At 62.5% G+C, this 14,170-nt stretch carries 11 protein-coding genes; 4 read left to right on the top strand and 7 right to left on the bottom strand.

Annotated elements, in window-relative coordinates; translation table 11 throughout:
• Positions 1 to 101: 101 nt before the first annotated feature.
• The gene (locus SB753_RS07035; protein WP_410799716.1) at positions 102 to 1,376 is read right to left on the bottom strand and encodes an EAL and HDOD domain-containing protein; all 1,275 of its coding nucleotides are present in this window, start codon (positions 1,374 to 1,376) and stop codon (positions 102 to 104) included.
• A 176-nt stretch (positions 1,377 to 1,552) separates the two neighbouring features.
• On the opposite strand from SB753_RS07035, the gene SB753_RS07030 reads away from it, so the two are divergent.
• From SB753_RS07030 to SB753_RS07020, 3 genes are all read left to right on the top strand, one after another.
• On the top strand, positions 1,553 to 2,869 hold the full coding sequence (locus SB753_RS07030) for a GAF domain-containing protein (protein WP_410799714.1): 1,317 nt from the start codon (positions 1,553 to 1,555) through the stop codon (positions 2,867 to 2,869).
• 436 nt (positions 2,870 to 3,305) lie between these two features.
• A complete protein-coding gene (locus SB753_RS07025; protein WP_131316648.1) occupies positions 3,306 to 5,033 on the top strand; it encodes a methanol/ethanol family PQQ-dependent dehydrogenase in 1,728 nt (575 codons plus the stop codon).
• Between the two features lie 88 nt (positions 5,034 to 5,121).
• Positions 5,122 to 6,372 (top strand): c-type cytochrome, encoded by a 1,251-nt coding sequence (locus SB753_RS07020; protein ID WP_410800284.1) that lies wholly within the window; start codon positions 5,122 to 5,124, stop codon positions 6,370 to 6,372.
• 151 nt (positions 6,373 to 6,523) lie between these two features.
• Here the strand turns inward: SB753_RS07020 and pqqD are convergent, their stop codons facing one another.
• The 6 genes from pqqD to SB753_RS06990 all read right to left on the bottom strand — a co-directional run bounded on the left by pqqD (position 6,524) and on the right by SB753_RS06990 (position 12,155).
• On the bottom strand, positions 6,524 to 6,805 hold the full coding sequence (gene pqqD / locus SB753_RS07015) for a pyrroloquinoline quinone biosynthesis peptide chaperone PqqD (RefSeq protein ID WP_088174852.1): 282 nt from the start codon (positions 6,803 to 6,805) through the stop codon (positions 6,524 to 6,526).
• A 139-nt stretch (positions 6,806 to 6,944) separates the two neighbouring features.
• Positions 6,945 to 7,019 (bottom strand): pyrroloquinoline quinone precursor peptide PqqA, encoded by a 75-nt coding sequence (gene pqqA / locus SB753_RS07010; RefSeq protein WP_033379411.1) that lies wholly within the window; start codon positions 7,017 to 7,019, stop codon positions 6,945 to 6,947.
• 279 nt (positions 7,020 to 7,298) lie between these two features.
• The gene (locus tag SB753_RS07005) at positions 7,299 to 9,272 is read right to left on the bottom strand and encodes a sigma-54-dependent Fis family transcriptional regulator (protein WP_410799712.1); all 1,974 of its coding nucleotides are present in this window, start codon (positions 9,270 to 9,272) and stop codon (positions 7,299 to 7,301) included.
• A gap of 127 nt (positions 9,273 to 9,399) precedes the next feature.
• Positions 9,400 to 11,094, bottom strand: a complete 1,695-nt coding sequence (locus SB753_RS07000) for a putative bifunctional diguanylate cyclase/phosphodiesterase (protein WP_087751242.1) — start codon at positions 11,092 to 11,094, stop codon at positions 9,400 to 9,402.
• Between the two features lie 47 nt (positions 11,095 to 11,141).
• The gene (locus tag SB753_RS06995; RefSeq protein WP_087751241.1) at positions 11,142 to 11,642 is read right to left on the bottom strand and encodes a GAF domain-containing protein; all 501 of its coding nucleotides are present in this window, start codon (positions 11,640 to 11,642) and stop codon (positions 11,142 to 11,144) included.
• 87 nt (positions 11,643 to 11,729) lie between these two features.
• Complete coding sequence (locus SB753_RS06990; protein WP_087751240.1) at positions 11,730 to 12,155, bottom strand: molybdopterin-binding protein; 426 nt, start codon at positions 12,153 to 12,155, stop codon at positions 11,730 to 11,732.
• A 118-nt stretch (positions 12,156 to 12,273) separates the two neighbouring features.
• Between SB753_RS06990 and SB753_RS06985 the strand changes: the two genes are divergently transcribed.
• Complete coding sequence (locus tag SB753_RS06985) at positions 12,274 to 13,989, top strand: SH3 domain-containing protein (protein WP_410799710.1); 1,716 nt, start codon at positions 12,274 to 12,276, stop codon at positions 13,987 to 13,989.
• The last annotated feature ends 181 nt before the right edge of the window (positions 13,990 to 14,170 follow it).

Genomic DNA, 14,170 nt, shown 5'->3' with positions numbered 1-14,170 from the left:
AAATAATGTTCGGTATGCTTAACTGTTTTTCCAATCCATTTAAAGCTTAATTCAGGACTCGAATGTGATTTAGCGGCCCCTTCCCCCAGTCTCCGCAGACATCAGGCGTACGACAGGCATTCCCTCGAAGGTGACGTGCGTATCCCTTGCTCCATGGTCGATCCGGCCAATGGCGACGCAACGCAGGCGTCCGCTTTTCGCTCCCGCGCCTTCCCATGCGGCCCGCTCTCGTAGCTTTCTGCAACGGCAAGCAGCTCCCCCAGCTCTCCGCTGCGCCCGGTCAGCGCGGCCCTGATGGACTGCTCGAGCGGTAGCTCCTGAGCAAACTCAGCCTGTTCCCGCGCATAACTCACGTGCAGCAACGACAGCATGCCGGTGAGGTAGGCGGTCTGTGCGAACGCCGTTCCAGCCGGGCGCTGCAGCAGGGCGAGTCTCAGCATGAGAGACGCGCGTTGAGTCGCCAGCGCAATCAGCGGGTCACGGGAGACGATGTCGAAGTCCCCATGGTTGTAGAGCAGCAGGCTGCACCACTGGAAGAGCCTCGTTGTCCCGGCCGCAGCGAGTGCGTGGTGCAGCGATGAGATGGCCGTACGTTTCTGGTTGGCAGTACCCGGGCAGTTCGCAAGCCGAAGCAGTTGCGCCACCAGCACTGGCATAGTCGACAGTGCACGTATGATCCGGTGATCACACGCATCGTCGATCAGCAGGTTCAGCACCTCCAGCACCTGCCCCAGATCAGGCACCATACGGCGCGCCTGCATGAGCTCTGGCCTGCTGAAGTAGAACCCCTGAACCATGTCGCAACCCGAATCGATGGCAGCCTGCAACTGCTGCCTATCGTCGACCTTCTCTGCTACGACGACCTTGCCAGTGCGTTTCAGATCGCGCACCACTGTCTTTGCCCTGCCTGCTTCAATGGCGGGCCACTCGAGCTTGACGATGTCTACTACCGGCAGAAAAGCCTCGATGTCAGGAGTGATGTCCAGCACATCGTCCAGCGCGATCCGGAATCCGGCAGCGCGCAGCAGAGCGCATCGTTTTTTAAGCTGGTTGTCGAGCTCGCACGTCTCGAGTACTTCCAGCACGAAGCGCCTGCCACCAAGAATCTGAGTCACTGCGGAGTGCAGGAAGTCCGCCGTGCAATTCAGATATCCATCGAGACCGTCCAGAACTGCCTCGATCCCCAACGCCCCCACGGTGCGCTCGACAACCTCCGCAGTGCAGCCAAACCCGTCGTGGATATTCGCCCCGGGGCCAGGTCCATCCCTGAACAGAAGCTCATAAGCCACGAGCCGGCCCGCCCGGTCGACAATCGGTTGGCGCGCGACCCAGGTTGTTGCAGCCTGGCTAGCTTCAGTCTGCTCACTGCTACTCATGCTCTCGCCTCCCGTTGTTTGTCCGGTTCGTATTGTTTTCGCCGCTGACCGGCGTCTTCAAATATTGATAACGGCGCGAGTCTGACGATTCTTTAGTGAAATTTCCATTTTTTCCATTTTATGCGGATGCCTAAAACGCCGTCTCGTCCACTCTGCCGAATTGATCGCCGTGCGCCATGTTCAAAAAAAAAACCGGCCAATGGCCGGTTTCAGAAATCCTTGCCCGTCGGGGTACGGGTAGGACGAGGGTTGATACGAGCCTCCATCTTAACTCGATTTGCCGAATTTGCTATATTTTTTTCGTGATTCGCCGTTTACCCCTATATGCCGTATCCTCCCGGGGACGAAAAGACTGGAACAAGATGGAAGACCCAATCATCACCACCCGGGCGGCGGCGGAACTGCTCGGCGTTTCGATCCGCACTGCGCAGACATGGATCGAACAGAACGCCCTCGACTCATGGAAAACGCCAGGCGGCCACCGGCGCGTGCGCCGCAGCGCTGTAATGGACCTGATGGCGAGACTGGCGCGTGAAAGAATCCACGGCCCTGCGATGGTCCTCGTCCATGCGCCGCAACATAAAATGCATCGCTACGTTGAAACCTTGGGCGTTTTGCCGGAGTGCACCGTTCGCGCCGATTCCGACCCGTTCGCAACATTGTTAACGGCCGGATATCTGCTACCGCCAGTGATCGTCGTCGAATTCGACGGGGAAGACGGCGTCTACCCGCGGCTCATAAAAGAAATCCTTCAGCATCCGGGCCTAGGACACACTCACGTCGTCGTGACCGGAGAGGTGCCAGGCAAACAGGTGGCGAATCTCGGTGGCCCAGGAAGCCGCCTGCATGTGTTGCCGGCGGGCGGGACTTCGGAAATTCTGCAGAAGACAGTCCGCCACTTACTCGGTGACAAAGGGGCACTGGCCCGGCCTTCGGTCGGGCCGGAGAGCGGTGATCCAGCGAGCAACGAGTCGCAACGGTTGATGGCCGTTGCCGCCGCCGGCGTAGTCGATACGCCTGAGGAAGAAGCGTTCGACGAGATCACGCGACTGGCGGCAACCCTGCTTGAGGCGCCCATTGCGTTGCTGACGTTGCTCACGCCTGAGCGGCAGTGGTTCAAATCTCATTGGGGCCTTGAGCGCAGCGAAACACCGCGTTCATGGGCCTTCTGCAACTTCACGATCCAGCAGGACGACGTATTCGTCGTTGAGGACGCGGTGGCCGACCTGCGCTTTGCAGAGAATCCGCTGGTGACGGGCGAGCCCCACATCCGCTTCTATGCGGGCGTGAGCGTTCGCGACATTCAGGGCTACGCGCTCGGGTCGCTGGCTGTGATCGACCGCGCGCCGCGCAGACTCCTCCAGTCGCAGCGCGACGCACTCTCCACGCTCGGGCGCCTTGCGTCGGACCGTATCAACCTGCGCATCAGGGAACGCCAACTCAGATGGGCTCTGACGAGGCGCGCTGACGCGGGTGCCCCGCCCGTCGCCTGAGATCGAACGAATGATCCTGGTCCACCAACTGAAGGCTCGACGCCGTCAGTAAGCACGACGGCGCGTCGCTCGCGCACTCGAAGCCGCGCTGTCTTTTTTCGCAACACATAGCCGCCTGGTTGCGCCAACACGCAACAGCGTCATGACCGTCAGCAAGCACGCTGACGGGCTCCAATGTTCCCCGCCTCTCCAGCCTGGCGCGTCTTGCGGCTTAGCCCTGCCGAAATGGCATGCGACTTGCCTTGAACGACTCGCAGTCAGACTGCGTTCGCAATGCGATGACGTCGCCGTCCGGCTTCGCGTCGATAACTCAACAGCAACCATGTGGTGTGGATCGGACCAGCGCGCCGCGCTCGAGTTCTGATTGGCCGCGACCACGTCGCATGAGACCGGAGCAGCGCTTAAGCGCGACCTCAGGTCGACACAGGAGACAAGGATGAAAGCACGTTCAATTTCGGTGCTGCGGCCGCGAGCGCTTGCAACAAGCGTCGCCGCGGTCGTCAGTCTGTCATGCGCAACGGCCGCCTTCGCCGACGACTATCCCGCCGTCACCTACGACCGGCTGAGCGCCGCGCAAAGCGATCCGGGTTGGCTCACGTATTACCGCACCTACAACGGTCAGGCACATTCGCCGCTCAAGCAGATCGATACGTCGAATGTGAAGCAGTTGAAACAGGTGTGGAGCTACAAATTTCCCGCGGATCTGCAACAGGGTTTCGAAGCCACGCCGATCGTCAATGGCCGTTACCTCTTCGTGACCACGCCGAAAGACAACGTCTATGCATTCGATGCGGCAAGCGGCAAGCAGTTGTGGAAGTTCGAACCGAAGCTCGGCGCCGAGTCGTTCAAGACCGCATGCTGCGACGTGATCAATCGCGGCGTCGCGCTTTACGGCAAGAACGTGTATGTCGCGATGCTCAACGGCGAGGTCGTCGCGCTCGACGCGCAAACAGGTTCGCTCGCATGGCGCAAGACGATGTTCGAGCCGGGAGTCGGCTATGCGTTCTCGCTTGCGCCGCTCGCGATCGACGGCGCACTGGTGGTGGGCAGCGCGGGCGGCGAGTATGGCGCACGCGGCTTCATCGCGGCATTGAATCCCGATAACGGGAACGTGCTGTGGAAGCGCTTCACGGTGCCGGCGGCCGGAGAGAAAGGCGCCAACACCTGGCCCGACGGCATGCAGGAGCACGGCGGCGCGCCTGCGTGGCTCACGGGAACGTATGACGCGGCATCGAGAACGCTGTACTGGGGCGTGGGCAATCCGGGCCCGTGGCTCGCAGATCTGCGGCCGGGCGACAACCTCTATTCGGATTCGCTGCTCGCGCTCGACCCGAAGACCGGCGACCTCAAATGGCATTACCAGTACACGAAGCACGACACCTGGGACTATGACGGCGTCAACACGCCGGTGCTCGCCAACATCAAGTATCAGGACAAGAACTATGACGCGATCATTCATGCGGACCGCAACGGCTACTTCCACGCGATCGACCGCGGCACGGGCAAGCTGATCTACGCGAAGCCCTTCGTCAAAGCCACCTCAGTGACGGGCTACACGGCGGACGGCGTGCCGGTTCAGGACCCGTCGAAATACCCGAAGACAGGCACGACCATCGAGACGTGCCCGAGCTTCCTCGGCGGCAAGAACTGGTGGTCGGTATCGTACGACCCCGACAGGCAGGTTGCGATTGTTCCGGCGCTGCATGCGTGCATGTCGCTGTCCGGCAAGTCGGTCACGTACATGGAAGGACTGCCGTACCTCGGCGAAGGCTTCGAGATCAAGCCTGAGCCTGGCAGCAAGGGCTACGGCGAACTGCAGGCTATCGACGTCACGACCGGCAAGAAGATGTGGAGTTATTGGAGCAAGCTGCCGTGGAACGGTGGCGTTGCCACCACCGCGAGCGGACTCGCGTTTAGCGGTTCGTTGGACGGCCATCTGTACGCATTCGACTCGTCGACCGGCAAGGTCCTCTGGAAAAGCCCGAAGCTCGCCAGCGGCATCGTGGCGCAACCGTCGGTGTTCGAAGTCGACGGCAAGGAGTACGTGGCGATTCTCGCCGGCTACGGCGGCGCAAATCCGATCTGGGGCGGGCCGATGGCGAAAGCTGCCGAAAAAATCCCACGCGGCGGCACGCTGTACGTATTCGCACTCAACCACGGCTGATCTCCACGCGGCCGCCGCGCCGGCCTCGCGCGCCTGATCGCGCGCGCAGATGGCTTGCGGCGGTCCCGTCTTTCCCGGAAGCAATATGATGAAGACTCGACTCAACTCTTTTGCTCTAGCCGGCGCGTTGCTGGCGAGCGGCATGCCGATGCCTGGTCACGCCAGCGCGGGCGTGCGCGTTTGCACTTTTCCAGGCAGCCCTTCGACGGTACTCGACGAGGCCGTCACACGCGAAGCATTTCGCAGCGCGGGCATTGCTTTGACGCTTGCGCCAGGAGGCTTCGCGAGCAACGACGACGACGGCGTCTCGCTTAAGGAACTCGACAAGGCGCTCGCCCGCAAGTGCGATGTGATCGCCGGCTTTCCGCGCTCCGAGGTCGCCGACGGCTCCAATAGCAAGCTGACTTTCTCGCGGGCTTATCTGCACTCGGGCTATGTGAGCGTGGCGATGCATGAACCCGCGGCGCACACAGGCGACGCCGAGATTGTTGCGGCCACATATGCGAGCCCCGCGCAGTTGATCGCCGTGCAGCAACCGAACGTGAAGCTCGATCTTGAGAACACCGCTGAACTCACCGTCGATGCCGTCGCAAACGGACATGCACAACGTGCGATCGTCTGGTACCCGGCTGTCGTTGCTTATACGAAAACGCATCCCGAGCGGCGCTTTCAGATCGCGCAAGCCGCTTCGGCATATGCCGACTGGCAACTGGTGTTTGCGTTCGGCAAAAACGGAGCAGCGTTGCAGCCGCGTATCGACGCCGCGCTGCGCAAGATGGAGTCCGACGGCAGGCTCGCCACGTTGACGCGCGGCTGGACGCTACCTCGCACAGCACAGGCGAGCATGCCGGACACAGCGGTGTTTGCGTATCGCGACGGTCCTCGCCGCGCCGACATCAAAGGAGCAATCATGCGAGCCGGTGGTCGCGAGATTGCCGAGGGCCATTTCATCAAGGTCGATGCGGCCGTGTCCACGGACGCGCCGGCTTTCGACCGCGGCCAGGTCGCGCATGGCAAGACCTTGTACTCGAGCGCATGCGCGAAGTGCCACGGTCCCGATCTGCAAGGATTGAATGCACCTGCGTTGCGAGGTCCGTCGTTTGCACCAACGGCGAATGCGAAGCTGACTATCGGCGGTGTGTATGGGTATATGGCGACCAACATGCCCGCGGACCGTCCCGGCAAGATGAAGCCGCAAGACTATGCGGACATCATGGCGTTCCTGTTGTATTCGAACGGCTACAGCGCCGGAAAGAGCAAGTTGACGGACGAGAGCGCGAGGGCGTCGTCGAAACCGCTGAGCGCCGGTAGCTCGCTCAATGCGGGTACTTCGCCCTAGAGGCAAGCGCTGAAAATGTGATTCGCGCCGTGCGGCGCGAGTGAAAGCGCTCAGCGATTCCCTGTGGTTCAGGAGAATCGCTGGGCGCTTTTAACGCGTGTGCAGAGCGCGTTGCGCCGCCGAACACTCAAGTCGTGATCACAAGTCGTGATCACTCTACCCAGCCGCGTTGCCGCGCATGCTCGATGAAACGATAGATGTCCGTGGCGAGATCCGACGCGTTGAACATGTCCTCGAGCTCGCCGATGATCTCGTCGAGTTCGCGCGTGCCGTCGCAGCGGCTTAGTATTTCGCCGGCTGTCGGATTCAACTTGACGACCCCTGCCGCAGACACCAGCACATAGCCGACTTGCGCGACATCCCGCTGCAAGCAAAAGCGCGGATGCAAATTCGGGCGCGGACCAATGAAGTTTTCAGTATCCGGAGCATTCATGGCAGTTACGCGTTTCTGATTCGTTGTGGCAGGGCGCTGCCTGCATCGAACCCCGGAATCTATGCTTGCGCAGGCGATGCTTTGAACGCCGCCGCGCGCGTCGTGCAACGTGACGCGCGCGGCGGCGTTTGAACATGGCTTAGCGAGTGGCGATATACATCGTAATTTCAAAACCAAAGCGCAAGTCGGTGTAAGCGGGGGTGGTCCACTGCATGGCTGTCTCCTTGAATAGGACATTTGATAAAAAACCGCATCGTCGAAGCGGTCCTCTCGCCGACGCAAGGTCCATGCCGAACGTATCGACCGGCGCTTTCATTTCGCCTGTAGTGCAGCCAAAGCGCTGCGTCCCAAGCGACGGCTCGTTTGCGACCCAATGCCTGCCGCGCGTGGCAAGCACGGCGCGCTGGGCGCCGGATCGAAATTCGCACCCGTTCAATTCCGGAACAGTGCTGTTGCACAACGGAGCATTGCAGCGCATCGCTCCGCACGTGAATCACGCTGCGTCTTCGCTGTTGTTCGCGCCGTGCGCCGGCAGCTTCCGATAGATGGTATTGCGCGAGATGCCGAGCGTGCGAGCCGCAGCCGACACGTTGCCGCCATGCTGCGCGACCGCGTTGGCGATCACGCTCGCGGCAACGTCGTGAAGCCGCCCGCTCGGTAACGACAACACATCCACTCCGTGCGGGGACGATGGCCCGGCGACACGCAGGTCGTCGAAGAAATCGTCGGGAAGATGCTCGCGGCGAATTTCTCCGTCTGCATCCACCATCACCGCCGCCGTGCGCAGCAGATTGCCGAGCTGGCGGAAGTTGCCGGGCCACGCGCATTGCCCGAAGAGCGTCATGACGTCGTCTGCGATGCTCAGTGCCTGGCCGCCGCCGTTCTCAGCCGCTGCGCAATCCAGCATTTTTCTGATCACCGCCGACAGATCGGTGCGTTCGCGCAGCGGCGGCAATTTGACGACCAGACCGTTGAGGCGGTAGTACAAATCCTCGCGAAAGCGGCTCTGCGCGATCATTTCACGCAGATCGCGATGGGTCGCGCAAATGATCGCGACATCGACGGGAATCGACTTTGTCGAGCCGAGCGGGTTCACGAGACGCTCCTGCAGCACCCGCAACAGACGCACTTGCAACGGGTACGGCATGTCGCCGATTTCATCGAGAAAAAGCGTGCCGCCGTTGGCCTGCAACAGTTTGCCGACGGCGCCTTTGCGCCGCGCGCCGGTGAATGCGCCCTCCTCGTAGCCAAACAGTTCCGATTCAATCAACGTTTCCGGTATCGACGCGCAGTTCACCGCGACGAAAGGGCCGGCGCGGCGAGGCGAATCGTTGTGAATCGCCTGCGCGAGCAGTTCCTTGCCGGTGCCCGTCTCGCCGGTGATCAGAATCGGGATGTTCTTGCCGATGACCTTGCGCACCTTGGCGATGACCGCCGCGATCTGCGGGTCGCCGGTGTCGAGATAACCGAGCTTCGACAGCGGATGCGCGGGCATGGCGGACGGTTCGCTGCGCTGGCCTGCAGCCGATTCGGTCGGCGTGCGCGAACGGGCGGGCTCGTCGGCGACTGTCGCGCGGCGGAACCGGACGTTCGCGCACACCACGGCGCCGTTGCTCAGGTTCAGCGACAGATGACGATCGCGATGCGTGCGCAAACGGTCGATCAACTGGGCGCTCGTGAGCCCGAACAGCGACGACAGCGTATGCGCGCGCAACCCCGCAAGCGGCAAGCCGAGCTGGAACTGCGCGCTGCGATTGGCGGACAGAAAGCGGCCGTCGCACGTGAAGGCGGCGATGCCTTCCATCAAGGTACCGAGAAATTCCGGGCGGCCATGAAATGCGATCTGCAAGGTTTCGCGGAACGTGTTGGCAAACAGGTGATTCTCGATCATCTGCACGGACATTTTCGCGAGCGCCATGGTGTGCTGGTGATAGCTGCGATGGTCGCCCGTGACGTCGAGCACGCCGATGAGATCGCCGTACGGATCGAGAATCGGCACGCTGGAGCAGGTCAGGAACCGGTTCGCGGCGAGATAGTGCTGCTCGCCGTGCACGACGGTCGCGCTGCGCTCGGCGAGCGCTGTGCCGATTGCATTGGTGCCTTGACGGTTTTCCGCCCAGTTCGCGCCCGGCCGCAGCGCGACCTTTTCGGCGCGCCGCAGGAAGTCGTCGTCGCCGATCGAATGAAGGATCAGACCTTCGGCGTCCGTCAGCACGATCATGCTCTGAGTGTTCACAATCTGCTCATGGAGGGTTTCCATGACCGGCGTGGCGTGCGCGCAAAGAATGCGGTTCTGCTCGAGCTTCAGCGCCAGTTCGCCGGCCGGCAGCACATCGTAGTCGGGACGCATGGACTCGCTCAGACCGAACACTTCCGAGCGTTCATGGGACTTCTGAATCGACGGGGTAAGCCAGCAAGTCTCGTTGGGGGCGAATGGGGTTACGGCGTGATACGTGTCGTCGCGCATTGTCTCCTCCTGGTCAGGCCCGGGTCGTTTTGCCCGGGCCGTGATGGTGCGACACAATGCAAATATTGCGCCAACTCGTCACGCACAGCGGCTGGCCTGATGGTTGACGGCACGCATGCCACCGACATCACGCGCCCGACGGACTCAGCAGATTCCCCAACGCCGACGCCGTCACCGGCCGCGAAAACCAGAAACCTTGCGCCTCGTCGCAGCCGAGCGCCTGTAGCTGCGCCGCCTGCTCAGGTGTTTCGACGCCCTCCGCCGTGACGCGCAGCCCGAGCGCGTGCGCCATTGCGACGATCGCGCCGACGAGCGCGTGACATTGCGGATCGCCGGCCATTCTCGTCACGAACGACTGGTCGATCTTCAGGCGATTGAGCGGAAACCGCGTCAAATACGCGAGACTCGAATAGCCTGTGCCGAAGTCGTCGACGGCAATCTCCACGCCGAGCCCGCGCAGCGCGTGGAGCGTTTCTAGCGTCTGGTCGGTGTCGCCCAGCAATACGCCTTCAGTGATCTCCACTTCCAGATAGGACGGAGCGAGCGCGGCGCTGTCGAGCGCGCCGCGAATGGTCTCGAACAGGTCGTGCCGCTGGAACTGCTGCGGCGACACATTGACCGCGACGCGCGGCAGGTTGCCGGTGATGCGAAGCAGCTTGCCCGCGTCGCGACACGCGGTGCGGATCACCCATTCGCCGATCTGCTCGATGAGTCCGGACTCTTCGGCAACCGGCACGAACTCGGCCGGACTGATCATGCCGCGCTCCGGATGATTCCAGCGCAGCAGCGCTTCGACTTGCGCGATGCGGCCAGTGGCGAGCGTCACCTGCGGCTGGTAGACAAGATGCAACTGCTGGCGCTCCAGCGCTTCACGCAACATGGTCTCGATCTGGAAGCGGCGCGCGGCCTGCCCTTCGAGCGCGGTCGAAAAACGCCGGACCGCGTTGCCGTTGACCGCTGCTGCCGCCGAGAGCGCGACGCCCGCGCGGCGCATCAGCGTGGGCGCATCGCCGCCGTCGTCCGGATACGCGACGATGCCGATGCTCGCCGCGATGTTCAGCGCCGTACCGCCGTAATCGATCGGTTCGGCAATGCGGCTGAGCGCCTCGGCGGCGAACGCATCGGCAGCGGAGCCGGTCTCGTTGATCAGCAATGCGAACTGCGTGCCGCCGATCGAGGCGATCGTGCCGTCGTTCGGAAAGAGACCTCGCAACCGCTCGCCGACGATCTGCAACACCAGTTCGGCTGCGTGCAAACCGAGTGCGTCGCGAAGCTTGCGCAAGTGATCGAGCTCAGCGATCAGCACTGTAAAGCCGCTCGTATGGCGTTCGCAGCGTGCGATCGTCAACTCGAGGCGCTCGGTGAAAAGCGTCTGATTGGGCAGACGCGTCACGCCGTCGTGATGCGACACGTACCAGAGGCGCGCGTCCGATTGCGCATAGCGCGTCATGTCGACGACAACGCCGACGTAACGCGCGTCGCCGGGATGACACACCCCTTCACCGGAGAGCGGAGACAGCGCGAGCACCACGCGCACGGGCGTGCCGCTGCGTCGCAGATAAGTCCACTCACTCTCGTAGCGGGCGCCTATCCTGGCCAATATCGGCAATTCACCGCGACGTCTCGCAAGCTCTGCCGGATCGTGCAGAGACTCAAAGCTACGCCGGCCGACCAGTTCATTGGCGGTCATTCCCGTCAGTTTTTCGAAGGCCGCGTTGACGTGCTCGAACGTGCCGCGTGCATTGCAAATGAACATGCCGAAGGGCGCCGCTTCGAGAGCGGCGTCGCGCGCATGCACTGCGGGATGAGACGGGTCTTGCATCGCGCGCCTTATATTTTTCTGATAATGGCCGAGACCGCGTGCGGCGACTAAGGCGCGCGCGGCAGCGCTGATTCGATAAACACCGCACAGAGCGCTTGCATGCCCTTTGCGTCGTCTTCGTCGAAGCGCGCAACGAGCGGGCTGTCCACGTCCCATACGCCGATCAGCGTGCCGTCTGGCGCAACGAGCGGCACGACGATTTCCGATTGCGACGTGGAATCGCAGGCGATATGGCCGGGGAATTCGTGGACGTCGCGTACAACCTGCGTCTCGCGCGTTTGCGCAGCAGTGCCGCAGACGCCCTTGCCGAGCGCAATGCGCACGCACGCCGGCTTGCCCTGGAATGGGCCGACCACGAGTTCGCGGCCATCGTAAAAGTAGAACCCGGCCCAGTTCAGACCGCTCAGCGAATGAAACACGAACGACGAGAAATTCGCGGCGTTGGCGATCCAGTCGGTTTCGTCGGCGAGAAGCGCGCGCGCCTGCGCGACGAGTTCTTCGTAATGCGCGGGCTTGGGCAATTGCGAGGCAGAGGAAACTTCGAACATGACGGGTCCGTGATGAAAGCGGAAAGTGAGGAAACCAGTCGGCCCAGTGTAAAGCAAGCGGCGCTCTGGTTCACTGGAGTGCGGCCACTACGACTGCACGCCGATGATCACGCTCGATGCCTTGAAGATCGCCGTTGCCGCTTTGCCTGCCGCGAGGCCCAGGCGCTCGGCACTCTCGTTGGTCACGACCGCAGCGATCTGCGCGCCGCCCGCGCCAATGATCACCTCCGAATTGACCGCGCCTTTCGTTACTGACGTCACGGTACCCGCGATGCAGTTGCGCGCCGACACCTGATTCTTCGCTACGTCGACCATCACGATAATCGACGACGCCTTCACCAACGCAAAAGCTTTCTTGCCTGCGGCGAGACCAAGCGCCGTTGCACTGCCGTGCGTAATGATTGCGACGATGTCCAGTCCGTCCGCGGTGCGCAGCGTGACTTCGTCGTTGACGGCGCCGTGCGTGACTGTCGTGACTTCGCCGGCAAACTGGTTGCGTGCGCTCGTTTGCATATCTTGCTCCTATGGATCAACGCACGAGGCGTTGAATGCGTTCGTTTGCGAATCGATCAAGTGTAATGGAACGCGCGACACCGTATCATCGTGGCCTTGGACTTACTTCGCCGAACTCATGCCTGTAGCCGTCCCTTTCCGCATCGCTCGCTCCTGGCCGAACGCCGCGCGCGCCGTCGTCATTTCCGTGGCTTTCGCGTCGCTTGCGGGGCTCGCCGCGTGTAGTAATCCGTCGCAGACACGCGACGCGCGCGTTACCGCGGATACGATCACGCTGTTCCCGCTCGGCGCCTATGATCAGGACGTCGATCACTGGCTCGATCCGGCGAGCCCCGGTTACGACCAGGCGTTCCTGAGTGCCGCCGACCAGCAGGCGCACTTCCGGGCGCTCTATGCACGCTACTTCGGCACCGGCACCAATGCGCCGTCGCCGTGGAATTCCGAGTACGTCGCCATGCGCGTCTATCGCCAGCAAGGCGCGGATATCGTCGCGCTGCAGCAGCGCCGCATTGCCAGCTTCGACAATAGCGGCAAGAGCGGCGCGGCTGTCGGCTATGGCGAGAACTTCCGCCCGCACGACAAGGCTTGGATCGACGCCATCGCGCGCAACATGAACGTCGCGCAGTTCACCGAGGCGCCGGTCTACCAGCCCTCACGGCGTGCAATCGCGACGACCAACCTCATGGTGCGCGAACTGCCGACCTCCGACCCGTCGTTCTACAGCCACCGTCTGGCTGGCGAAGGCTATCCGTTCGACAATCTGCAGATCTCCGCGGTGCGGCCGGGGACGCCGCTGTATGTGCTGGGCACGAGCGTCGACGGTGCATGGCGTTATGTGCAAACGCCGGATGTGCAGGGCTGGGTGCGCAGCGACGGTGTGGGCATGGCGAGCGAGCGGTTCGTCGATACTTGGCGCGCAGCGACGGCCAAGTCGCTCGGCGCGGTGATTTCTGCTTCGGCGCCGGTGCGCGATAGCCGCGGTGTCTTCCGTTTCGACGCGCCTGCCGGCACGCTGTTGCCATTGATCGCGCGCTCATCGGTCAACGCGGGACGCGGCGTGAAGACGCGTGCGGCGGCTGACGGTAGCGCTAGCGGTGCTGGTGCTGCCAATGACTCGAGCGTGGACGCGAGTGCCGGAACCAACGCTAGTGAACGTGGCGCAGTCGCCGTGGCGCCGGCTCCGCACCAAGTCCTCGTGCCCGCACGCGACGCAGAAGGCGACGCGCTCGTTCGCACAGCCGAACTTACCGACCAACAGATTGCACCGATGCCGCTCGCCGCGACGCCGCGCCATCTCGCTACGCTGATGAAAGCACTGATTGGCCGGCCTTACGGCTGGGGCAACAGCGGCCTCTATAACGACTGCTCGTCGGAGTTGCAGAGCATCTTCGCGACCTTCGGCGTGTGGTTGCCGCGCCATTCGTCCACGCAGATGAGTGCCGGGCGCATGATCGATCTGTCCGCTTCGACGCCTGGACAACGCCTCGACTATCTGGCGCAACATGGCGTGCCGTTACGCACGCTGATTTATATCGGCGGGCATGTGATGCTTTACATCGGCAATACGACTCGCAACGGCGTCACGGTGCCGGTCGTCTATCAGGACGTGTGGGGACTGCGTCCCGCTGACAATAGCCGGCGCGCGGTGATTGGCGGCTCCGTCATCCTGCCGCTTTTCGAGCACATTCCCGAGGATTCCACGCTGCAGTCGCTTGCGGCGACGCCGACATTTCAGATCAGCATAGTCGGCGCGCCCGACGGGACGGCGGCGCCTTCGCCAGGCCCCGCCGCGGCGCCACCGGCGCCTGCGGATGAAGATAATCCGGCGGGCTGAGGGTTGGCTGCGATGGTTGGCTGCGATGGCTGGAAGCTGACGGTCGATGGCTGACAAGCGACTTTCAGGCCTTTCAACCTCGCCCGTTACGCGCACGTTCGTGCTCGAAAATATTTTTTACGGAGTGTCGATCCGGCGGTGACGTGCTCGTCGTAACGTTGGGAGCCTGGCTGAAACAGTC

Source organism: Paraburkholderia sp. SIMBA_053, from assembly GCF_046534895.1.
Lineage (GTDB): Bacteria > Pseudomonadota > Gammaproteobacteria > Burkholderiales > Burkholderiaceae > Paraburkholderia > Paraburkholderia caledonica.
This window is presented reverse-complemented; position numbering and strand designations above follow the sequence as displayed.